Here is a 23868-nt window from a genome sequence, read left to right on the forward strand (position 1 = left end):
GCGAGCTTGCTCGCGATAGCGGTGGTTCAGATTGCATTGATGTTGGATGCGCTGGCACCATCGCGAGCAAGCTCGCTCCCACAGGTGTTCTGAGTGATATTCAGGTGCAGGTGATCTTTTCCTTCGACTGGTCTTGATTAATCGTCGCCATGACCGCAGTAATTGACCTTCGAAAGGGAATTCCCCCCACCCGCACCCGAGGCCAGATTCATGAGCGTTATCGATCTTCGCAGCGACACCGTCACCCAACCTTCCGCCGCCATGCTGGATGCGATGGCCAGCGCGCCGACCGGCGACGATGTGTATGGCGAAGATCCGACCATCAATCGCCTCGAGGCCGAACTGGCCGGGCGCCTGGGCTTTGCCGCGGCGCTGTTCGTACCCACCGGCACCATGAGCAACTTGCTGGGGCTTATGGCCCATTGCGAGCGTGGTGATGAATACATCGTTGGCCAGCAGGCTCACACCTATAAATACGAAGGCGGCGGGGCGGCGGTACTGGGTTCAATCCAGCCGCAACCCCTTGACGTGCAAGCGGACGGCTCTCTGGACCTGGAGCAGGTTGCTGCCGCGATCAAAGCCGATGACTTCCACTTTGCCCGTACTCGCCTGCTGGCGCTGGAAAACACCATGCAAGGCAAGGTCCTGCCGCTGGAGTATCTGGCCCGGGCCCGGCGTTTCACGCGCGAGCACGGCCTGGCGTTGCACCTTGACGGCGCGCGGCTGTACAACGCCGCGGTCAAGTTGAACGTCGATGCCCGGGAGATCACCCAACATTTCGATTCGGTGTCGGTGTGCCTGTCCAAGGGCCTTGGCGCTCCCGTTGGCTCGGTCCTCTGCGGCAGCGTCGAACTGATCGGCAAGGCGCGCCGGCTGCGCAAGATGGTGGGCGGGGGTATGCGCCAGGCCGGGATCCTGGCTGCGGCGGGGTTGTATGCCCTGGATCATCAGGTCCAGCGCCTGGCCGATGACCACGCCAATGCCCAGCGGCTTGCCGAGGGCTTGCGTGGGGCGGGTTACGAGGTCGAGCCGGTGCAGACCAACATGGTCTACGTGCAGATGGGCGAGCGGGCCGAGGCCATCAGGGCGTTTGCCGCCGAGCGTGGTATCAAGCTCAGCGCCGCGCCGCGCCTGCGAATGGTGACCCACATGGATGTCAGCGGCGCGCAAATCGACGAAGTGATCCGCTCTTTCGTCGACTTTTCCCGTAACTGACCCGCCAAGCGGCCCAATTGACAGTTTCTATCGCATAAACACGCTGTACCCCACGCGAAGGGCCGATATAATGCGGCCCTTTGCCGTTGCTTCGTCTGTTGACGTTTTGCACAGGCCTTTGGCCGCAGCCTCCGTGGAAGAACCTAATGAAAAGCGCAGAAATCCGTGAAGCCTTCCTTCGCTTCTTCGAAGAGCAAGGCCACACCCGAGTAGCCTCCAGCTCTTTGATTCCGGGCAACGACCCGACCCTGCTGTTCACCAACGCGGGGATGAACCAGTTCAAGGACTGCTTCCTGGGCCAGGAAAAACGTGCCTACACCCGTGCCGTCAGCAGCCAGAAATGCGTGCGCGCCGGCGGCAAGCACAACGACCTGGAAAACGTCGGCTATACCGCTCGTCACCACACCTTCTTCGAAATGCTGGGTAACTTCAGCTTCGGTGATTATTTCAAGCGCGACGCCATCACCTTTGCCTGGACCTTCCTGACCTCCGACAAGTGGCTGAACCTGCCCAAGGAGAAGCTCTGGGTAACGGTCTACGCCAGCGATGACGAGGCTTATGACATCTGGACCAAAGAGGTCGGTGTCCCGGCTGAACGCATGGTGCGCATTGGCGACAACAAGGGCGCGCCATACGCTTCCGATAACTTCTGGACCATGGGCGACACCGGCCCGTGCGGCCCTTGCACCGAGATTTTCTACGATCACGGCGCCGACATCTGGGGCGGCCCACCCGGCTCGCCGGAAGAAGATGGCGACCGCTACATCGAGATCTGGAACAACGTCTTCATGCAGTTCAACCGCACCGCCGATGGCGTGTTGCATCCGTTGCCAGCGCCGTCGGTCGACACCGGCATGGGCCTGGAGCGGATCAGTGCGGTGTTGCAGCACGTTCACTCCAACTACGAAATCGACCTGTTCCAGAGCCTGTTGAGTGCTTCGGCCAAGGCCATCGGTTGCAGTAACGACAACCAGGCTTCGCTCAAAGTGGTGGCCGACCATATCCGTTCCTGCGGCTTCCTGATTGCCGATGGTGTGTTGCCGTCCAACGAAGGCCGCGGCTATGTGTTGCGTCGGATCATTCGTCGCGCCTGCCGTCACGGCAACAAGCTGGGCGCCAAGGGCAGCTTCTTCTATCAGATCGTCGCGGCCCTGGTGGCCGAAATGGGCGAGGCCTTCCCGGAACTCAAATCCCAGCAGGCCCACATCGAGCGCGTGCTCAAGGGTGAGGAAGAGCAGTTCGCCAAAACCCTGGAGCAGGGGTTGAAGATCCTCGAGCAGGATTTGGCCGAGCTCAAGGGCAACGTGGTACCGGGCGATGTCGTGTTCAAGTTGTACGACACATACGGTTTCCCGATGGACCTGACGGGCGACATCGCCCGCGAACGCAACCTGACCCTCGACGAGGAAGGTTTCGAGCGCGAGATGGAAGCCCAGCGAGTGCGCGCGCGTTCCGCCAGCTCCTTCGGCATGGACTACAACAGCCTGGTCAAGGTTGACGTGGCCACCGAATTCACCGGCTACGCCGCCACGACCGGTTCGGCCAAGATCGTGGCTATCTATAAGGACGGGCAGTCGGTCGACATCCTGAGCGAAGGCCAGGAAGGGGTGATCGTGCTGGACCAGACGCCGTTCTACGCCGAATCCGGCGGACAGATCGGTGACAGCGGTTACCTGCAGGCCGGCAACTCGCGTTTCGATGTGCGAGACACCACCAAGACCGGCGGCGCATTCCTGCACCACGGCGTATTGGCCTCGGGCAGCCTGATGATTGCCGCTCCGGTAGCCGCGCATGTCGACGCCGAGGTTCGTCACGCCACCTCGCTGAACCACTCGGCTACGCACTTGCTGCATGCCGCGTTGCGTCAGGTACTGGGCGAGCATGTTCAGCAGAAAGGCTCTTTGGTGGACAGTCAGCGCTTGCGCTTTGACTTCAGCCATTTCGAGGCTATCAAGCCTGAGCAACTCAAGGCGCTGGAAGACATCGTCAACGCCGAGATCCGCAAGAATTCGCCGGTCGAGACCGAAGAAACCGACATCGAGACCGCCAAGCGCAAGGGCGCCATGGCGCTGTTTGGCGAGAAGTACGGCGACAGCGTCCGTGTGCTGAGCATGGGCGGCGATTTCTCCGTGGAGCTGTGCGGTGGTATCCATGCCAACCGGACCGGTGACATCGGCCTACTGAAGATCATCAGCGAAGGCGGTGTGGCTTCCGGTGTGCGTCGCATCGAAGCGGTCACCGGCGCGGCGGCCCTGGCGTACCTCAACGCCGCCGAAGAACAACTCAAGGAAGCGGCGAGCCTGATCAAGGGCAGCCGTGACAACCTGATCGACAAGCTCTCGGCTGTGCTGGAGCGCAACCGTCTGCTGGAAAAGCAACTCGAGCAGTTGCAGGCCAAGGCTGCCAGCGCCGCGGGCGACGATCTGTCGGCCCAGGCCGTGGACGTCAAGGGCGTGAAAGTGTTGGCCGCGCGCCTGGATGGCCAGGACGGCAAGGCACTGTTGGCGCTGGTCGATCAACTGAAAAACAAACTCGGCCGCGCAGTGATCCTGCTCGGCAGTGTCCATGAGGAAAAGGTCGTTCTCGTCGCAGGCGTGACCAAAGACCTGACTGGCCAACTCAAAGCCGGTGATTTGATGAAGCAGGCCGCTGCGGCAGTGGGCGGCAAGGGTGGTGGTCGTCCGGACATGGCGCAAGGCGGCGGCACCGACGCCGGCGCGCTGGACGCAGCACTGGCCCAAACCGTTGCATTTGTAGAGCAGGGTATTTAAGGCAGTGCTCCGGGGTCGTCGTCTAGTGACGACTCCGGTCGCTGTTGAGTGATTATTGGGCGCCCTTCATGGGCAGAGGCGGCTTTGAAATGGCTTTGATCGTACAGAAATTTGGAGGCACCTCGGTCGGTACTGTCGAGAGAATCGAACAAGTCGCCGACAAGGTTAAGAAATTCCGTGAAGCGGGCGATGACCTGGTGGTTGTGCTGTCGGCAATGAGCGGCGAGACCAACCGTCTGATCGATCTGGCCAAGCAAATCAGCGGCGACCAACAGCCGGTTCCGCGCGAACTGGATGTGATCGTTTCCACTGGCGAGCAGGTGACCATCGCCTTGCTGGCCATGGCGCTGATCAAGCGGGGTGTGCCGGCGGTGTCCTACACCGGCAACCAGGTTCGTATCCTGACGGACAGCGCGCACAATAAAGCGCGTATTCTGCAGATCGACGATCAGAAAATTCGCGGCGACCTGAAGGCCGGTCGCGTCGTGGTGGTCGCCGGTTTCCAGGGTGTGGACGAGCACGGCAATATCACCACTCTCGGCCGTGGCGGTTCCGATACCACGGGCGTGGCGCTGGCGGCGGCACTCAAGGCTGACGAATGCCAGATCTACACCGATGTGGATGGTGTCTACACCACCGACCCACGGGTGGTGCCTGTGGCTCAGCGCCTGGACAAGATCACCTTCGAAGAGATGCTGGAAATGGCCAGCCTCGGTTCCAAGGTGCTGCAGATCCGGGCCGTCGAATTCGCTGGCAAGTACAACGTTCCGCTGCGCGTTCTGCACAGCTTCAAAGAGGGTCCGGGCACCCTCATTACTATTGATGAAGAGGAATCCATGGAACAGCCGATCATTTCCGGCATCGCTTTCAACCGCGATGAAGCCAAGCTGACCATCCGTGGCGTGCCAGACACCCCCGGCGTGGCGTTCAAGATTCTCGGCCCGATCAGTGCCGCGAACATCGAAGTCGACATGATCGTGCAGAACGTCGCGCACGATAACACCACCGACTTCACCTTCACCGTGCACCGCAACGACTACCAGGCCGCTGAAGCGGTGCTGAAAAAGACTGCTGACGAGATTGGTGCCCGGGAAGTGGTGGGTGATACCAAGATCGCCAAGGTCTCGATCGTCGGTGTCGGCATGCGCTCTCACGCAGGCGTGGCCAGCCGTATGTTCGAATCCCTGGCCAAGGAAAGCATCAACATCCAGATGATCTCTACTTCGGAAATCAAGGTTTCCGTGGTCATCGAAGAGAAGTACCTGGAGCTGGCCGTGCGCGCCCTGCACACGGCTTTCGAACTCGACGCTGCTGCCCGACAGGGCGAGTAAGGCGTTGTCTTGGGGCGCGGTTTACCGCGCCCTTTGTTTTTCTGAAAGGCGCGCTCCAAAACTGTTCTTTTGCTCGCGCTGGTCAATACTAGGCTTGTAGGCTGCGACCGTTTCGGTTCGTAGGGCCTACGCCTTTTTTTGCAGACTGTTGTCCCTGAACTGAATTGCGTGAGGAGAAAGGTATGCTGATTCTGACTCGTCGGTGCGCAGAGAGCCTGATTATTGGCGATGGCGAAATCACCGTGACCGTGCTCGGCGTCAAAGGAAATCAAGTGCGTATTGGCGTCAACGCCCCGAAAGAGGTCGCGGTGCACCGAGAGGAAATTTACCTGCGTATCAAGAAAGAGAAGGACGACGAACCAAGCCATTAATTTTTATCGTTTTTTATGTTTGCAAACGGGGATGAAGGTGGTTAATATACGCCCCGTGTTGCGGAGAGCTGGCCGAGTGGCCGAAGGCGCTCCCCTGCTAAGGGAGTACACCTCAAAAGGGTGTCGGGGGTTCGAATCCCCCGTTCTCCGCCATTATTTATTTAGTGCGACGTAATCTGGCTTTATCGGTAAGTTATTGAAATTACTGAAAAAAAGCGCTTTACAAAAAGATTCGGCGACCTATAATGCGCGGCAACAAATGCACTCGTAGCTCAGCTGGATAGAGTACTCGGCTACGAACCGAGCGGTCACAGGTTCGAATCCTGTCGAGTGCACCATTTAAGAGTTTTTTGCAGTGATGCAAATAACTTGGCTTCAACCAGTTGTGATCTGGTATAAAACCACAACTTGCACTCGTAGCTCAGCTGGATAGAGTACTCGGCTACGAACCGAGCGGTCACAGGTTCGAATCCTGTCGAGTGCACCAAACACCAAAAAGCCCGCGTTTAACGCGGGCTTTTTGCTGTCTACGATTTGCCTTTCACGCACCCTTTCTCATCGAACACGATCTCTGCGCTGCGACCTTTTTTCGCTTTGTAGGTATATCGCGTGCTCGAATTCCTGATTTTGACCGAGTCGGGTCTGCCCAGGGCGCTTTCCACGTCCTGCTGGCTCATGCCACTGACGACTCGCTGGTTCATGATCGCTTCGCGGCGTTGCCTGGCATTGAGCAGGTTGCCACAGCGGTCTTCGAGTTGGCCGACAACAGTCGGTTCCTTGCGGTTGGCTTTGTTGCCGAATGTTTGCCGAAACTCTGCTTCGGGCAGCATGGCCTCTGTCATTGGCTCGGCCCTGCCCGGGCTGGTCGGATGGATCTGCTGAAGTGACAGGGTTTCTTCCTGTCGGCAACTCAGGGTGGTAAAGGTCACGTGCCCGGCGGTATTTTCGCAGCGATGCACGCTTTGCCCGGCAGCCCCCAAAGGCAGGCAGGGCAGGGCAGCGAGTAAAAACAGGTAGCGACTGACGAGCATCCTGACGTCCTCCTTGACGGTGAAGAAAAGAAGGTTAGCCGCTACATTTTTACCGGGGCGTGTGTTTTCTTTTCAGGATAAGTCGTCGTAGGCATAGAGGTTCAATCTGCGTTCAGGTATGTCTCGCAAGCGCTTGTTCTTGCCATGATTTTTTAACGTTTTAAAGCGTCAAGCGGTGTATGATTGCGCCCGTCAGCCCCGCCGGGGCTTGTGGAATATCCCATGGACTTACCCAGTAGTTACTCAATATCTCGTTTTACCAATCATGAACTGACTGATTGATCCTTCCGGCGTGCTCCACTGCTGGGAGTGGAGTTCGCCTATGACCGAAATAGAAGTAAAGAAAACGCAGGAAAGCCTTCAGGATCGCCTTGCTCAAGTCGTTGAGCTGCTGCATCGCCAGCGGGTGGTCGAAGACCTGACGCATCGCCAGGAAGGCCCGCATCACGACCTGGTCGAGAACCTGGTCCACCGGCAGAATCTCGTCGAGCTGCAACGCAAGCTCGATGACCTGCACTCCGCCGACGTCGCCTACATCCTTGAAGCCTTGCCGCTGGAAGAGCGTCTGACGGTCTGGCAGTTGGTCCAGGCGGATCGTGACGGTGACATCCTGCTTGAAGTGTCCGACTCGGTTCGTGAAACCCTGATCGCTGACATGGATGATCACGAGCTGCTGGCGGCGGCCAAGGAAATGGACGCCGACGAACTTGCCGACCTTGCGCCCGAACTGCCACGGGACGTTATCCACGAACTGATGGAAACCCTCGACGGCCAACAGCGCGAGCGCGTGCGTTCGGCGTTGTCCTATGACGAGGAGCAGGTCGGTGCGCTGATGGACTTCGAGATGGTGACCATCCGTGAGGATGTCAGTCTTGAAGTGGTATTGCGTTATCTGCGCCGTCTCAAGGAGTTGCCGGGGCATACCGACAAGCTCTTTGTGGTGGACTACGACGGTGTGCTTAAGGGCGTGCTGCCTATCAAGCGATTGCTCGTCAATGATCCGGAAAAGCAGGTAGCCGAGGTCATGGCCAGTGATCCGGTGAGTTTTCATCCGGACGAAGATGCCTACGATGCGGCCCAGGCGTTCGAACGTTACGATTTGATTTCTGCGCCCGTTGTCGACAAGAACGGCAAGTTGATCGGCCGTCTGACCATCGACGAAATGGTCGACCTGATTCGTGAGGAGAGCGAAAGCGAAGTCCTCAATATGGCCGGTCTGCGCGAAGAGGAAGACATCTTCGCCTCGGTCTGGAAGTCCCTGCGTAACCGTTGGGCCTGGCTGGCGGTCAATTTGATCACGGCTTTCATCGCGTCCCGGGTGATCGGCTTGTTCGAAGGCTCCATCGAAAAACTGGTGGCCCTTGCGGCGCTGATGCCTATCGTTGCGGGGATTGGCGGTAACTCCGGCAACCAGACCATTACCATGATCGTCCGCGCCATGGCGCTGGACCAGGTCAGTACCGGCAATACATCGCGATTGATGCGCAAGGAACTGGCCGTGGGCTTGATCAACGGTCTGGTTTGGGGTGGTGTGATCGGCGTGGTGGCATACCTGCTGTATGGCAGTTGGTCGCTCGGAGTAGTGATGACCGCCGCGATGACGCTCAACTTGTTGTTGGCGGCCTTGATGGGGGTATTGATTCCCATGACCCTGGCTCGAATGGGGCGTGACCCCGCCATGGGGGCCAGCGTGATGATTACCGCCATGACCGACAGCGGCGGATTTTTCATCTTCCTGGGGTTGGCGACGATTTTCCTGCTCTGATTCGCGCTTCAAGAAAGCCCGCCAATTTGGCGGGCTTTTTCGTGGGCGCCGGAAATCTCTGTCACCAAATGCCAGGCAAAAAAAAGCCAGCACAAGGCTGGCTTCAATATCTTGGATGCTATCAGGACGCGTCTGCGGTCATTTCTACGTCATGGGCAATCAGCGAAACTAGAGCGTTTTGCTGGCGATGAGAGAGTTGTCGGAATCGTTGAAGCAGCTCGCGTTCATGCAGTGACAGCTCTGGGCTGTCCAGTCGCATGCTGAGCTCTTCACCCAACGCACCTTCCTGAATAAGGCTTTGCTCAAGGCGCGCGATGATTTCGGAGTTCATGCTGCGGTGATGATTGCGAGCCACCTCGGCAATGCGTTCCCGCATTCCGTCTGGCAGACGTACGACGAACTTGTCAGCCGTACGGCTGGAATAAATTGCCTGTTTCATTGGGCGCATATATTTAACCGGTTAGTTCAGGGGAGCGGTTCTCGGGATTGGCCGCAGGATGTCGATAGGACAAGCCCCTTAGCCAAATGTTCAACCTGAATTGTTAAGAGGCCCGCATCATGCCTCAAAATTGCCAGATCATTGGCGCCAATTCTGTGACAAATATTGATCCGCGTAAAGGCGTTATGCCAGTACCCTTCGTCAAAAATGCGGACTGGTTGGAAAAAATTCCAGGTCCGCATCTTGTGACCACTGCATCGTGTCGATGTGCCATACCGTCTGGCGGATAACCATGACGCAGGCGGCGGCGCGATGCTGTCCTTGTATTGTATAGGATAGTGGCGATTTGCCGATTTACTAGAATGAGCAGGGTGGGCCAGATGAGCGGCGGTCCGGTCCAGGCTCTTCGATGGGAGACTTGGCGAACGGTACATTTGCCTACACTTAAAAAGCCATGGACGACATGACAAACGCCAGGCTGACCGTTAACATGCACGCCGTCCAACGCACCGCGTTTCTCGTGGTCGACTTGTGTCTCAGTAGCTCAATTGGATAGAGCATCCCCCTCCTAAGGGGAAGGTTGGCAGTTCGAACCTGCCCTGGGACACCATCATTCTCCAGCCCTCCAGTGGTTTGCCTCTCTTGCGCCAAATCCCCTTGGTCGGTACGGGCGTCGATTCCTTCATCGCGAAAAAATCCACCCCGTACAGGTCCGACCAGACGATTTCTGTCGGTGCTTTCTAATGCGTCCTGTGAGACACGTCTCTTTTTTGAGCAGAAAGTTTCCCCTCCTTTGAACCGAAGGCGATATGCCGGGTCTGGTGTGCGCGTAGTTTTGCGCATTAGTAGCGTGAGTATTTTCGGAGTCAGCCTGGACTTTCCGGCGTTCCCCGAAATGAGAAGACCGATTTCCGGTGCTTTGTCTGCTCGCCAGTTTGCTGCCATTTCCGTATCGAGGGATCGAACATGTTCTCACCCGCCCATTGGGCGAGGTCGTGCCTGGCTTTGCTGTGCCTTTCTCCGCTAACACTTGCCTACGCTGCGCCGACACCCGGCGACACGGACCTGATCCGCGAACGCCAGGATCGCTTGCTCGAAGAGCAGCGTCGACGCCTGGAAGAACTCAAGGAATTGCCTGGCAAGGCGGCGAAGCCGACTCAGCCAACTGCGCCTGTGGACACCCGTTGCTTCCCCATCAAGACCATCGAAATCAAGGGCGCCGACAGTCTTTCGGCCAGTGAGCGCGAACAACTGCTCAAGCCCTATATCAACCAATGCCTGGGCGTGCCACAGCTTAACGAGCTGCTCAAGGTCATCACCGATTACTACCTGGAAAAAGGCCTGGTCACCAGTCGTGCCTATTTGCCGCAACAGGACCTGTCCAGCGGTCACCTGCAAGTGCTGGTCGTTGAGGGCCGGCTGGAAGGGCTGAAGGGTGCCGAGGGCAGTGGCCTGTCCGAGCGGGAACTGGCCATGAGCTTTCCCGGCAAGGCGGGCGATTTGCTCAATCTGCGGGACATCGAACAGATGGTCGACCAACTGAACCGTTTGCCATCCAATCGCGTGCAGATGGAGTTGGCGCCGGGACAGGATCTCGGTGGCAGTGATGTGCTGGTCAAAAACACCCCGCAAAAGCCTTGGCGCGTTGGCCTGGCGCGGCATAACGATGGCCAGAAGAGCACCGGCGAACAGCAATGGGGCACCTCCTTCGACTGGGACAGCCCGCTGGGCCTGGCCGATCAACTGGCCTTGCGCGGCGGCCACGATGCCGTCAGCGATCACCAGAAAACCTCGCGCAATGCCATGCTCTATTACAACCTGCCATTTGGCTGGTGGAACCTGAACTACAGCTACAGTCAGAGCGAGTACCGCGCCCTGGGCCAGGCCAACGGCTTCAATTTCAAGCAGAGCGGTGACAGTCAGAGCCATCAGGTGCGCCTGGAGCGGGTGGTCCATCGCGACGCGGTGAGCAAGACTTCGCTCAACACCGGCTTGGCGTACCTGCGCACTAACAACTTCGTCAACGACAGCAAGCTCGGTAACAGCAGCAATCGCATCAGCGAGGCGCAGTTCGGCATCAACCATGGACGACGGGTCGGCAATGCATTCGTCAACCTGGACCTGGGTGTACAGCAAGGCATCGGCGCTTTCGATGCCCAGGGCGACGACGATCCGGGCCCCGGGCAGGCCGACGCCCGCTATCGCAAATACACCGCCACCGTCAGTTACCTGCAGCCCTTCATGCTGGGCGGTGAATCCTTCAGTTTCAGCAGCTTGATGACCGGTCAGCGCAGTGAAGATGCGCTGTTCAGTCCGCAGCGCATGAGCCTGGGCGGACTGGCGTCGGTCCGAGGCTACAAGGACCAGACGCTGTCCGGCGACAGTGGTGGTTACTGGCGCAACGACCTGCGCTGGAGCCGCCCGGTGACGCTGGAGTGGCTGCGCCCGGTGTTCGCCGAGTACGGCACCAGCCTTGGTTATGACGTGGGGGTGATTCGCGGTAATCGCTACAACGGCGACCAGCACGGGCGCATGTCGAGCAATTCGGTGGAGTTGTTCGCCCGCGGTGAGCACCTGACGGCCAGCGTGACCTTTGCCCACTCCTTGGAACGCCCGGATGCCCTGACCGAGCGCGAAGCGCCGATCTATTTCCGCGTGGATTCCTTTTTCTAAATACAGCCTTTTTAAAAACTGCTGCAACGAGACTTGATCATGGACGACCGTCAATACGCCTTCCTGGCCCGCCAGCCTTCTGCTGCCGTGCAAACCCGCGAGCACTTCTGGGGCATGCCCAAGCGCGGCCTGGCGTTCCTGTTGGCCAACGTCATGTTCTGGCAGCCGATGTGGGCCCAGGCGGGCGGCATCGTGGTCAGCGCCCCGGGCACCAGCCTCGGCCAGGCCGGCAATGGCGTGCCGGTGGTCAACATCGCCAAGCCCAACGGCAGCGGCCTGTCCCACAACCAGTTCAAGGATTACAGCGTCGGCAGCAACGGCGTGATCCTCAACAACGCCACCAACGCCGCCCAGTCCACGCAACTGGGCGGGATCATCCTCGGCAACCCGAACCTCAAGGGCACGGCCGCCAAAGTCATCCTCAACGAAGTCAACGGCGGCAACCCGAGCCAGCTGCGTGGCTACACCGAAGTGGCGGGGCAGTCGGCCCATGTCATTGTCGCCAACCCTTATGGCATCACCTGTAATGGTTGCGGGTTTATCAATACCCCGAAGGCGACCCTGACCACCGGCAAACCGATTATCGAAAACGGTCAGTTGAGTCGCTATCAGGTCGACCAGGGCAGCGTTGCGATCGAAGGCGCAGGCCTCAACGCCAACAACGTCGACCGTTTCGAAATCATCACCCGCAGCGCGAAGATCAATGCCGAGATCCAGGCAAAGAATCTGACAATTATTGCCGGTCGTAACGACGTCAACGCCGATACCCTCAATGCCACCGTCCGTGCCGACGACGGCAGCGCCAAACCGCAACTGGCCATCGACTCCTCGGCCTTGGGTGGCATGTACGCTGGCACCATCAAACTGGTGGGCACCGAGGCCGGGGTCGGGGTCAAGCTCGACGGCAAGATGGTCGCCAGTGGCGGTGATATCCAGCTTGATGCCAATGGTCATTTGAGCTTGGCGCAAACCACGGCGGCAGGCGCCGTCGAGATCAAGGCTCAAAGCCTGGACGCCCAAGGGACGATGTATGCCGGCAGCCATGTTCAGGTGACAACCAAGGGCGCTCTCAGCAACCAGCGCGCTATCGCGGCGCGCGAGAAGGTCACGCTGACCACCGACGGCCAGCTCAACAACCTTGGCATCATCGAAGCAGGCGTCAACGTCGATAACACCCGCAACCAGATTGGCGATGTCGTGCTGACCGCGGCGAACATCGACAATCGCGGGCAGAACGTGATCGCCAGTCGCGACTTGAAAGCCACGACCACGCAGACCCTCGACAATCGCGGCGGCACTTTTTCCGCCGGCAAGAGCCTGACGCTCGACAGCAAAGACATCGACAACCGCGCCGGCACGCTGGTCAGCCAAGACAACATTCAAGCAGTGGCCACTGGAGCCTTGGATAACCGCGATAAAGGGATCATCGTCAGCGACGGCGAGCAGACTCTGATCGCCGGGACGCTAAAGAACAGCGCAGGCGTTATCAGCAGCCACAACTTCCTGAAGCTCGAAGCGAAAACCCTGGATAACAGCGGCGGCAAAATTGCGTCCGACGCCGCACTGACCCTTGGGGGTGGTAGCGCTGAAAATAGCGCAGGACAAATCACCAGCCAGGGTGATCTCGTTGCCACGCTGAAAAGCTTCAACCAGCAGGACGGCAAGGTGGTCAGCCAGGGGAAACTTACCCTGACCGCAGACCGCATCAACAACAGCGACGATGGCTATATCGCCTCGGTCAAGGCCATGAGCCTGACCGCTCACCAGCAACTGTTCAATAACAATGAGGCGATCATCAGCACCGAACAGGGGCTGACGATCAACGGCGGTGGTCTCGATAACACCAAAGGTAGCCTGCTCAGCCAGGGTGACCTGAAGGTCGATATCACCGGGGATTTCGTCAACCGGGATGGCAGCGCCATTACCCAGGCCGGGAACGTGGATGTCGAGGCGAACAGTCTCGATAACCGTGGCGGTGTTCTTGCCAGTGTTGGCGGTTGGCTGAAAGCTGAGTTGAACAAGGTGTTGGATAACGGCGAGTCGCTCACCTCCGCTGGCGAGGCCGGGTTGATCCAGGCGCAGTCCGTCAATCTCGATGCGAAACAAGCGGTGCTCAACAATGGTGGGCAAATCTCGGCCTTGTCCGGGAGCGCCGAGCTCACTACCGCTACGTTCGAGAACCGCAACGGTGCAGTGCTCGCCAAACAGGCCCTGACGGTGCGTGCCCAGGATCTGGACAACAGCGACGGACGCGCCGCGGCAAACACCGTTGATTTCGGGTTGACCGGGGCGCTGAACAACCAGCTCGGTCTGGTCGAAGGTTCCAACGGCCTGCTGATCACGGCCGTATCGATTGATAACCAGGGCGGTAAGTTGCGCTCAGTGGGCAAGCTGGGGACCGCGACGCTAACGGTTGATCAACTGCTGGACAACCAGGGCGGCGTCATTGAAGCGGCTACCCAGGACCTGTCCTTGCAGATGGCAGGCTTCAAGAATGCTGACGGCAATGTTCGTCATGTGGGCACCGGCATGTTAGGCGTGGACCTGGCCAGGTTCAGTAACATCGGCGGCAGCCTGATGACCTCAGGCACCCTGACCGTCGACGCGGCGCGTTGGGACAACAGCTCGGATATCCAGGCCAATGTCCTGAACCTGAAGGTGGACCAGCTCAATCAGACCAGCAGCGGCAAGTTGGTCGCGGTGCAAAGCCTGCTGGCCACGGGCGGCACCTGGAATAACGCGGGCACCATCAGCAGCGACGTTGATTTGGATCTGAAGCTGACCGGCGCTTATGTCGGTACCGAAAACAGCCGCCTCAGCAGTGTCGATCAATTCGATCTGAGCGCCGCCAGTATCGATCTCTCCAGCGGCTCGCGCCTGGCTGGCGGTGGCACCACCACCGTCACCAGTCTCGGTGCATTGAACAATGCCGGACGGATCACCGGCGGCGGCAAATTCTCCCTGGCCGCCACGAGCCTGGTCAATACAGGCACACTGGGCGGCGCCGACACCGTCGAACTGGTTGCCAACGAGGCGCTCAACGATCGCGGTCTGATCTTCAGTGGCGCGGACATGGCCCTGCGTTTCAACCGCTTCACCAACTATCGTGCGGACGTCTACAGCCTGGGGGCGTTGAATGTCGCGGCACGAGATGGCGTCGCTCGCAGCACGTTGCTGGAGAACATCTCCGGCACCCTTGAATCGGCCAAGGACATGTCGCTGCGCAGCGACACCTTGATCAATCGCAAGGACGTTTTCTCCACCACCGATGAGCTGGTGTCGGGCTCCATCAGTGTCAAATGTTATGACTGCGGTGGTGACCACCACAACGTCGACTATATAGCCCGGGAGACCTACCAAAGCGCAGTGCTTGAAGACTCGGCCAGTGCCACCCTGATGAGTGGGGCGAAACTGACCGTTGATGGCTCTGCGGTGACCAACCAATACAGCGTGATGGCCTCGGCCGCCGACCTGCTGATTACCGCAGACAACTTCGCCAACGTTGGCGCCGTTTCCGGGACCAGCGTCAGAACGCGGACCTGGAATACCGGCCGGGTCACCGATGGCACCGATGAGCGTTTCCGCGCCAGGATCATCGTCCCTTACAACGCCCAGGCCAATCCGAAACAAGTGCCGGTAGATGCGCTCAACTCCTTCCGTCAGATAGGCGACATCACCACCGTGACGCCTGGGGAGTCGCTGGCGCCCGCGGTTGTTCAATCGGGCGGCGACATCAGCATCCAGGCTACCCAGCGGCTGGAGAACAGCAGCATCGTGCAGTTCCAGGCGCCGCAGGCCGGAGCGACCAAGTCAGCGGCCACCGATGTGGCCGACGCCGCACAGCCAGCAGTCGTGGTGCTCAACCCGCAGCTACCGCCTGATCTGGCCCAACAACAAGTCAACCCGACCACCATGCCCGGGTTCACCTTGCCGACTGGCGAGAATGGCTTGTTTCGTGTCGTCGACAGCGCGGCCGCAGCGCAAAACAGTCATGACCAAAGCCAGGCCACTGTCCAGGGTTCGGCCGCCAGCCGGGTCATCATCGGCCCGAAATACCTGATTGAAACCAACCCCGCGCTGACCGACCTCAAGCAGTTCATGAGCTCGGACTACCTGTTGGGCAACCTGGGTTATGACCCCGACACCAGTTGGAAGCGCCTGGGCGATGGCTTGTACGAGCAACGCCTGATCCAGCAAGCCGTGATCGCCCGCACCGGCCAACGCTTTCTCGATGGCCAGACCTCCGACGAAGGCATGTTCAAGTACCTGATGAACAACGCCATCGCCAGCAAGGAACAACTGAACCTGGCCGTTGGCGTGACCCTGACTTCGCAACAAGTCGCCGCGCTGACCCACGACATCGTCTGGATGGAAGACCAGGTCGTCAATGGTCAACATGTCCTGGTGCCGGTGCTTTACCTGGCCCAGGCCAACAACCGGCTGATGGCCGATGGCGCGTTGATCCAAGGCAAGAACCTCACCCTGATTGCAGGCACCGACCTGAAGAACGCCGGGACGCTGCGTGCCAGCGAGAACCTCTCGGCGGCGGCCGGGAACAATCTGGTCAACACGCGCCTGGCCGAGGCTGGTGAGCGGCTCAAGTTGGTCGCGGGCAAAGACCTGGTCAACATGCAAGGCGGCATCCTCAAGGGCAAGGACGTCGAGCTGTCGACCTTGACCGGCGACATCCGCAACGACCGGACCATTAGCACCATCGAAAACAGCGGCAAGGGCTTCAGTTCGAAGACCTCCGTTGTCGACAATGCTGCGCGTATCGAGGCCGGTAACAATCTCACCATGCGTGCAGCGGGCGATTTGCTCAACGTGGGCGGCGCGATTACCGCGGGCAACAACGCGGACTTGAGCGCGGGCAACGACGTTGTCATCTCCGCGGCTCGCGAAGAAAGCGGCTCGATGCGCCAGGACAAACGCCACTTCTGGGAGCAAAGCCAGACCGTTCAGCACGCCAGTGAGGTCAAGGCGGGTGGCAACCTGAACGTCACCGCCGGCAACAACCTCACTGTTGTCGCCAGCCATCTCCAAGCCAAAGGCGATATCAACCTGAGCGGCAACGATGTCGCCCTGATCTCGGCGGCGAACGAGGAGTCCAGCGAATACCGCTACAAGCGCAGCGGCAAGAAGATCAACAAGGAAGAGGACCATGTCTCGCAGCAGGCGACCACCCTCGATGCTGGGGGGGATGTAAGGGTTGCTGCGCACAATGATCTGTTGATGGTCGCGAGCAAGATTGCGGCGGGTAACGCGGCCTATTTGGTGGCGGGGAAGCAGCTGAGTCTGTTGGCTGAGCAGAATCGTGATTACTCGCTGTATGACATGAAGAAAAAAGGCGGTTGGGGCAGCTTGAAGATGCGGCGCGATGAGGTGACACAAATCACCCATATCGGCAGCCAGATCCAGACGGGAGGCGACCTGACGCTCAAGAGTGGCGATGACCAGCGCTACCAAGTCGCCAAGCTGCAAAGCGGGAAGGACCTGATACTGGAAAGTGGCGGCGCCATCGTCTTCGAAGGCGTGAAGGATCTGCACGACGAAAGCCATACGAAGACCAATAACAATGCGTTCTGGAACTCCGCTAAGGGCAAGGGTAATACTGACGAAACCCTGCGCCAGACGCAGATGGCGGCGGCGGGCAATATCACCATCAAGGCAGTCGAAGGTCTGAAGATCGACATCAAGCATGTCGATCAGAAAACGGTCAGCCAGACCATTGATGCGATGATAAAAGCCGATCCGCAACTGGCCTGGATCAAGGAAGCCGAGCAGCGCGGTGACGTGGACTGGCGGCAAGTAAAGGAGATCCATGAGTCCTTCAAATACAACACGTCGGGCTTGGGGCCGGCTTCACAACTGATCATCGCCATTGCCCTCGCGGCCGTTATGGGGCCGATGATGGCTGGCATGAATACCATGGTTCAGGCCGGAGCAATCAGCGTCGCGACCAAGGCGACGGTCAGTACCATCGACAACCGAGGAAACCTCGGCGCGATTGCCAAGGACGTTACTTCCAAGGAGAGCCTGAAAGGGTATGCCGTCTCGATAGCTACGGCAGGGGTTGCCCAAGGGCTTGGCTATGACGCTAGCACGGTTGGCTTCAATGCCGAGAGCGTAAAGACAGTCGCTATGAAAGTGGCTGCGGATGCTGCGATTAAAACAGCGGTGTACGGAGGCAGTTACCAAGACAACTTAGCAACTTCGTTGGCTGGAACGGCGGCCAGCATTGGTGGAGCGTATGGCGCCGGAAAAATCGGCGACTTCGGTCTGGCCGAAGGCAGCTTGGAAGCGATTCTGCTTCATTCGGCCTTGGGCGGATTGATGGCGGAAGTCATGGGAGGAGACTTCCGTACAGGAGCAATAGCGGGCGGGGCAAACGAGGTTCTTATCGGTTTGCTGGGGGATACGCTCCTGCCCTCGCATCTGGAGCCCGGTACACCTGAATACACTCGGGCCCAAGAGAATCTGGTCGCACTTTCAAAAGTTGTCGGCGTACTAGGCGCTGCGGCATCCAATGGAGATCTGGACGTTGCCGCGCAAGTGGCGGAAAACGGCACGCGTTACAACTTCCTCGGAGACCACTCCCAAGCGGAGCGAGACAGAGCTCTCAAGGAGTATGAAGAAACCAAGAGCCTGGACGCCGCCAAAAAGATGATGGTGCTCCAAGGCTCGGACCAGCGTAGCGATGCGTTGTTGGAGCGTTTTCACACCGATCCCGCGTCGCTTTCTCCGGCAGAGAAAACAGAGCTGGGCGCTTATCTTCAGGTCTACGGCTACGAGCAAAGCCAGGAACACGGGGTGGAGGCTGCTCGCACGAGCATCAATAATCTGCTTAAAAACGGACCGGATCCATACCGAGACTACCCGTATGCGGGCGGTACTACCCAGGAGCGAATTGCCTACGCCGACGACCTGAGAGCTCGGGACGGCGTGTCGGTGGCCAACATCTTTTGGTCCAGGGACCAGAGCGCTAGCGAAATGCTGTACCGCGATGCTGAGGGTTACCTGCGCATCAATCGTGAAATGCAGGCGATGAGTGACGTGGGGTCACCTGCTCTGTATTTCCTGACCGGAAATCTCGGCACTACGATTCGGGTCGCAGCTGCGGCGAATGGTGCACTCCAAGCAGGACACGGTGCGGGCCAGGTCTACGATGGTGATACGTGGAATGGCATCGGCAACATTGTGGTCGGCGCTATGAATGCGGCGAGTCTTGGGGTGCCGAGGATTGGGGCATCTGGACGGGGTAGTGCGAGTCAAGGTGCTAAAGACTCTGGCAGTTCCAGTGTGCCTAAAGTTCCAGCCGACCCTGTAGTAGTGCGCAGCGACAATGATTTTTCTTTATCTGTGGGGGGAAATGGAAAGCCAAAGGCCTACATTAAAGAGAATGGCGATTTGGTACCCCCTAATCTTGAGGGGACAGGCAGCATTCAGACACATGTGCGCGGAGGCGGTTCTGAAAATTCTCCGTACATTTCTGTGACCGACCCGAGAGTGTCATCCAATCCTAAAGATTACGGCTCTCAAAAAATAGAAATCGACGTCAAGCGATTGCAGCAGGATATAGATTCTGGTGTATTACCAGACACAAAGTTTTTGAGCAATCGTGAGGTCGTTGCTGAGCTTCAGGCTAGGGTAAATGCCGCGCGGAATAAATACACAAGCAACCCCAGCCCAAAAAATGAGACTTCATTGAGCAGGGCGGAGTCAGACCTGGTGAACGTGATGCGTGATGGTGAGTGCTTGATCAAGGGTTGTGTACCGGCCGGCTATATTAAATTCATTCAGAAATAGGGTTCATTGTGGATCGGAAAACCTACGACCTACTCCACGGCATACCGGATCATGCTGATTATGCCGCCGAGGCAGGTGAGCTGGATGCCGAAGATATACCGCAGGAAAGAATGACTGCAGTGTTGGATTTGCTTCGCAATTCAGATGATGATGTTGTGCGCTTCGAAGCTGCAAAATTGTTGACTAGCTGGGGGATTTTCGAGGGGTTGGTTGCATTAAGCGAAAGCATGGAAAAGCCGGAACTTATCAAAAATACCTACCCCCACAGGTTGCATGGATACGATGATACTTATCGCCAGATCCTCATGGCTGTAACCATGTACTTCGCAAATATGGTCGACAGGGGACAAAGGGAAGTCGCTAGGGCTCAAGTTTTTTTACCACTGTCTACTATCATCGAGTTGGCAGGAACGGAACCCTTTGAAATATCTGACGCTTTCGCCTTCTTAAAGCGTGAGCGGTATCCGGAGTACATCCCGTTTGTTAAACAGCACCTCAGCTCGATAATAGATCGCCCCGAAATACATCAATGGAAAATCTACGACGCTATGGAGTTTCTGATGGGGGTCGAGCCAGAATTCGTTATGTCTCTGCTGCAACTGAGAAACAAGAGCATCGAAGATTTTATGCCGCGGCAACGTAGCTGATTTAAGCGAGGCGTTGATGGCAGTAGAGGGGGCAGCTTGTTTGATAAGCGAAGGGGGGCGTGACATACCTATAGCGGCGCGAGGACTGCTTGCGCAGCCCTGCGGGAGCAAGCTCCCTTGCCACGAGAGCCAGTTGATTAATCAATTGGTGGAGGTTATAGCGGGCACCACGGGTCTTCCCCGTTTGCGCTTTCCAGGATCTTCGGAAAGTTTCGCGCGAATCCCCAGCCTGAAGCCACGGCGGTCATGGTGGTTTTGCAGGCGGGGTTCTTTTCCGAGACGATCAGGTTCATATAGAACTGGCTTCCGTAAATTGTTGGCGCCCACAGCACCATGTCACTTCTTTCGGCGTTCCGGTCGACTTTCAATTGAATGGTGTTGACGAGTCTTGCGCCGGTGTTGAGCTCGGTTACTTGGGGGTGGAAGCAGTGGTTCAGGTAGCCTTGCACGCGTTCTTCCACCACCGCCCGCTCTTGCGTCAGGCAATACTCGGGGCTGGTTGTGCCGGTGTTCAACAGCTCATCCTTGGAATATGGATGCAGCGAGCAGCCGCCCAGTAACAGAAAAACGACTCCTGTAAATCCCTTGTACAAATTCAAGCTCCTTCTAGAAACGGCGGTTTACCAAAGCGGATTGCGGCAAGGCGGCGGGCGGGACTATACGCAATTTTTTCGGCCTGGAACGACTAAACCAGCTCGCCGTAGGAACCGACGGAAAGAATATTCCCCATTGACTTGTAGGACATTTCCTAGAAAATTCCAGTCCCTTGCGCCTGCTGATTCCGGTGCCTAGTCTTTGTCCACCGCTGCCAATTAGCGGTCGGGTTTAGCAGCTCGGAATCACGTTAGGCGCATGGCAACTGCCTTCAATGCGGGCATTTTTGTTGCCCGAATTCTTATGGCAGCTATGCGCAGGGCATCCTCGGGTGCGCCGGTTTCCTAACGTACCGGTCTGCTAACCTGCGCACGGCTGCCACCCACTCGTTTAGCAGCGGACGTGGCGGCTCCCACTTACGTTAGGGGTATTCCATGGACAAACTCATACCAGACCCTCCCGTTCCCCCGCTGCATCTGGACATCGCAGCCGACGCCAACGCCGAGCGTGTCATCGATTCCTATCTGAACCCCAAGCCCGCCCAGCCTGACAAGAAGCCATCCCCCGACCAGCTATTCACTGTCGTGGAGGGCATTGATGCTGAGAGCCTACAGTCCCTAACCCAAGAGCTGGCCTTTTGTTAAGGGCTGAACCGCCCAACCAAGCTGTTCAAGGTCACGGCCAGGCAGAGGTTAACCATGTCCCCGGTCCACCTGTTCCATGCCCGGCAGGTAGCCGATGGGTCCCGGAACCACCTCACACAATCTCTTAACGGAACGCCATTTCCTGCCGATACCCTGATGAGCCCTGTTTTCTATCGCGTTTCGGCGCGCGAAAACGGCTAGCAATGCGCGCCACACCGGGCGGTGACACGGCGTTTCGTTGTTTTGCCATTGGGTGCATCTTTTTACTTGCCTGGACATCCTCGATGCTGGCGTACCACCAAAAAAGTTTTCTGATCGTCGATGATTTCTCGGATTTCCGCAGTTCCGTCCGGTCCATGTTGCGTGAGCTGGGCGTCAAGGACGTGGACACCGCTGACACCGGTGAAGTGGCGCTGCGCATGTGCTCGCAGAAGCGCTATGACTTTATTTTGCAGGATTATCACCTGGGCGACGGCCGCAAGAACGGTCAGCAGGTGCTGGAAGACCTGATGGTCGAGAAGCTGATCAGCCATGAAAGTGTGTTTCTCATGGTGACGGCTGAAAGCAGTCAGGCGATGGTGCTCAGTGCGCTGGAGCATGAGCCGGATGCGTACCTGACCAAACCGTTCAATCGCTCGGGGCTGGCTCAGCGGCTGGAACGGCTGGAGCAGCGCAAGACCCTGCTCAAGCCGATCCTGCAAGCCTTGGATCGTGGCAAGCCGATGGAGGTGCTCAATGCCTGTATCGCCCTGTGCAAGCAGGATCCGCGCTACGGGCCGTTGTGTCTGCGTTATCGGGCTGATGCGCTGCGGGACCTGAACCAGAACGAAGCCCTTGAGCGGTTGTACAACACCATCCTGGCTGACCGTCCTTTGCCGTGGGCTTATGCGGGGCTGGGGAAGTTGTTGTTCAAGCGTGGCCAGGTGGGGCAGGCCAAGGATGTTTATGAGAAGGCCTTGAAAGTATTCCCGATGATGCCGGCGTTGTATGACGGGATGGCTGAAGTGTTGGTGGCCGAAGGCGATACGAAGCAGGCGCAACACGTGCTGGAAGAGGCGGTTCGTCTATCGCCACTGGCGGTGCGACGGCAGTCGCTGCTGGGCAAGCTGGCAATGACCAACGAAGATTTCGAGACCGCGTCCAAGGCCTATCGCCAAGCGGTGGGGCAGGGCGCGCAGTCGCGCTTCAAGGACCCGGAAAGCAACCTGGGCCTGGCCCATGCACTGATCAGCAAGGGCAGCGAAAAAGGCCTGGATACCCGCACTCGGCTGGAAATCAACACCACCCTCAGCGCCGTGGCCAAGGAAAATCTCAACGATCCTGGGTTGCAGGTGCGTGCGCGGTTGATGAAGGCCACGAGCCTGTTGCTCAACGATGCCGAAACCGCCGAAAAGCTCACCGAGCAGGCCTTGCAGCGCCTCGACGGCATGGAGCAGTTCATGAGCGCCGAGGCCGCGTTGCTGGTGGCCAAGCAGTTGCAGATGCTCGGCCAAACCAGCGCCGGCGAGTCGATGCTCAAGAACTGCGCGGAGATCTATGGCGATGATCCGACGGTGATGCAAGGCATCGCCAAGCTGACCGACGATCCGAATATCCTCAATCAAGGCAATGCCGCCGCCGAGCTGAACCGTGAAGGTGTGCGCGTCTACAAGACCGGCGCGTTGCCCGAGGCGCGAGAGCTGTTCCGTCGAGCCCTGAAGATGCAACCGAAGAACATCAGTATTGCTTTGAACATGGCGCAGTCACTGTTGCATGGCACCGATACCAGCGTGGAATCGGAGCTGCTGCAGGAGTGCCGCGCCTGCCTGAAACTGGTGGGCATGATGCCCGACACCGATGCGCGTTTTGCGCGTTATCAGAAACTGCGAAGCAAGGCATTTGGCGATGAATGACAGCGAACAGGCTCTCGATTTTTCCACGGTGATCGCGTCTACCGTGCACGACATGAAAAACTCCCTGACCTTGCTCATGCAGGCTCATACCCAGTGGCTTGAGCGTTTGCCCGAATCCGAGCGGCAGACCTCGGAGCAGGGCGTCATGGAGTTCGAGTTCGCCCACCTCAATGGCCTGCTGGTGCAGTTGCTGGGGTTGTACAAGCTGGGGGTCAACCAGTTGCCGCTGCATCCGGCCTATCACGAGCTGGATGACTTTATCGAGGCGCAACTGGCCGGTCATCAGGATGTGTTCCGCAGTCGCGGGATCATGGTCACCTACGAGGTCGACCCGCTGAGCCCCCTGGGTTTTTTCGATCGTGAGCTGATTGCGTCGGTGCTCGATAACAGCATCAACAATGCCATCCGCCACGCGCGCCAGGCGTTGCTGATCAGTGCGAGCGACGAGGCCGGGCAACTGGTGCTGACCATCAATGACGACGGCGAAGGCTACCCGGCCGAGATGATCGAGCGTCAGGCCGAGTATGTGCAGGGCATCAATCACAGCAGCGGCAGCACCGGACTGGGCTTGTACTTCGCCGCGCGGATCGCCGGGTTGCATCAGCGTGGCGGCCTGTGCGGGCGTACCGAGATTGCCAATGGCGGCGCGTTGGGCGGGGGCGTGTTCCGGATTTATCTGCCCTGAGCCT

General features: G+C 58.4%; 14 protein-coding genes and 4 tRNA genes. 15 read left to right on the forward strand and 3 right to left on the reverse strand.

Annotated elements, in window-relative coordinates:
• Nucleotides 1-210: 210 nt before the first annotated feature.
• The 7 genes from ltaE (at nucleotide 211) to CRX69_RS06085 (ending at nucleotide 6175) form a co-directional block, all read left to right on the forward strand.
• Nucleotides 211-1215 (forward strand): low-specificity L-threonine aldolase, encoded by a 1005-nt coding sequence (ltaE, locus tag CRX69_RS06055; protein ID WP_047228777.1) that lies wholly within the window; start codon nucleotides 211-213, stop codon nucleotides 1213-1215.
• Between the two features lie 146 nt (nucleotides 1216-1361).
• Nucleotides 1362-3986 (forward strand): alanine--tRNA ligase, encoded by a 2625-nt coding sequence (gene alaS / locus CRX69_RS06060; RefSeq protein WP_047228776.1) that lies wholly within the window; start codon nucleotides 1362-1364, stop codon nucleotides 3984-3986.
• 89 nt (nucleotides 3987-4075) lie between these two features.
• Nucleotides 4076-5317 carry an aspartate kinase gene (locus tag CRX69_RS06065; protein WP_047228775.1) on the forward strand — a complete coding sequence of 414 codons (1242 nt, stop codon included), beginning with the start codon at nucleotides 4076-4078 and terminating at the stop codon, nucleotides 5315-5317.
• 182 nt (nucleotides 5318-5499) lie between these two features.
• The gene (csrA, locus tag CRX69_RS06070; protein WP_003178872.1) at nucleotides 5500-5688 is read left to right on the forward strand and encodes a carbon storage regulator CsrA; all 189 of its coding nucleotides are present in this window, start codon (nucleotides 5500-5502) and stop codon (nucleotides 5686-5688) included.
• Between the two features lie 62 nt (nucleotides 5689-5750).
• Nucleotides 5751-5841 (forward strand) — tRNA-Ser (locus CRX69_RS06075).
• A 108-nt stretch (nucleotides 5842-5949) separates the two neighbouring features.
• Nucleotides 5950-6026, forward strand: a tRNA-Arg gene (locus tag CRX69_RS06080).
• A gap of 72 nt (nucleotides 6027-6098) precedes the next feature.
• Nucleotides 6099-6175: transfer RNA gene (locus CRX69_RS06085), tRNA-Arg, on the forward strand.
• Nucleotides 6176-6215: 40 nt separating this feature from the next.
• On the opposite strand, the gene CRX69_RS06090 is transcribed toward CRX69_RS06085, so the two are convergent.
• A complete protein-coding gene (locus tag CRX69_RS06090) occupies nucleotides 6216-6719 on the reverse strand; it encodes a cell envelope protein SmpA (protein WP_107321726.1) in 504 nt (167 codons plus the stop codon).
• 322 nt (nucleotides 6720-7041) lie between these two features.
• Between CRX69_RS06090 and mgtE the strand changes: the two genes are divergently transcribed.
• Complete coding sequence (gene mgtE, locus CRX69_RS06095; protein ID WP_047228773.1) at nucleotides 7042-8484, forward strand: magnesium transporter; 1443 nt, start codon at nucleotides 7042-7044, stop codon at nucleotides 8482-8484.
• Between the two features lie 121 nt (nucleotides 8485-8605).
• Here the strand turns inward: mgtE and CRX69_RS06100 are convergent, their stop codons facing one another.
• Nucleotides 8606-8932 (reverse strand): Arc family DNA-binding protein, encoded by a 327-nt coding sequence (locus CRX69_RS06100; RefSeq protein WP_047228772.1) that lies wholly within the window; start codon nucleotides 8930-8932, stop codon nucleotides 8606-8608.
• 524 nt (nucleotides 8933-9456) lie between these two features.
• On the opposite strand from CRX69_RS06100, the gene CRX69_RS06105 reads away from it, so the two are divergent.
• From CRX69_RS06105 to CRX69_RS06120, 4 genes are all read left to right on the forward strand, one after another.
• Nucleotides 9457-9533 (forward strand) — tRNA-Arg (locus tag CRX69_RS06105).
• A 356-nt stretch (nucleotides 9534-9889) separates the two neighbouring features.
• Entirely contained in the window at nucleotides 9890-11596 is a 1707-nt protein-coding gene (locus CRX69_RS06110) for a ShlB/FhaC/HecB family hemolysin secretion/activation protein (RefSeq protein WP_047228771.1), read from the forward strand.
• A gap of 39 nt (nucleotides 11597-11635) precedes the next feature.
• Nucleotides 11636-19402, forward strand: coding sequence for a two-partner secretion domain-containing protein (locus tag CRX69_RS06115; protein WP_107321727.1), 7767 nt, complete (start codon nucleotides 11636-11638; stop codon nucleotides 19400-19402).
• Nucleotides 19403-19410: 8 nt separating this feature from the next.
• Complete coding sequence (locus tag CRX69_RS06120) at nucleotides 19411-20049, forward strand: hypothetical protein (RefSeq protein WP_047228770.1); 639 nt, start codon at nucleotides 19411-19413, stop codon at nucleotides 20047-20049.
• A 155-nt stretch (nucleotides 20050-20204) separates the two neighbouring features.
• On the opposite strand, the gene CRX69_RS06125 is transcribed toward CRX69_RS06120, so the two are convergent.
• The gene (locus tag CRX69_RS06125) at nucleotides 20205-20642 is read right to left on the reverse strand and encodes a hypothetical protein (protein WP_047228769.1); all 438 of its coding nucleotides are present in this window, start codon (nucleotides 20640-20642) and stop codon (nucleotides 20205-20207) included.
• 435 nt (nucleotides 20643-21077) lie between these two features.
• On the opposite strand from CRX69_RS06125, the gene CRX69_RS06130 reads away from it, so the two are divergent.
• The 3 genes from CRX69_RS06130 (at nucleotide 21078) to CRX69_RS06140 (ending at nucleotide 23864) form a co-directional block, all read left to right on the forward strand.
• Nucleotides 21078-21287: a hypothetical protein gene (locus tag CRX69_RS06130; RefSeq protein ID WP_223194580.1), complete on the forward strand. Its 210-nt coding sequence runs from the start codon at nucleotides 21078-21080 to the stop codon at nucleotides 21285-21287.
• A 284-nt stretch (nucleotides 21288-21571) separates the two neighbouring features.
• Nucleotides 21572-23179 carry a tetratricopeptide repeat-containing response regulator gene (locus CRX69_RS06135; RefSeq protein WP_047228768.1) on the forward strand — a complete coding sequence of 536 codons (1608 nt, stop codon included), beginning with the start codon at nucleotides 21572-21574 and terminating at the stop codon, nucleotides 23177-23179.
• Nucleotides 23172-23864, forward strand: coding sequence for a sensor histidine kinase (locus tag CRX69_RS06140; RefSeq protein ID WP_047228767.1), 693 nt, complete (start codon nucleotides 23172-23174; stop codon nucleotides 23862-23864). Before CRX69_RS06135 ends, CRX69_RS06140 begins: the two co-directional genes overlap by 8 nt.
• The last annotated feature ends 4 nt before the right edge of the window (nucleotides 23865-23868 follow it).

This window comes from Pseudomonas rhizophila (genome assembly GCF_003033885.1).
Lineage (GTDB): Bacteria > Pseudomonadota > Gammaproteobacteria > Pseudomonadales > Pseudomonadaceae > Aquipseudomonas > Aquipseudomonas rhizophila.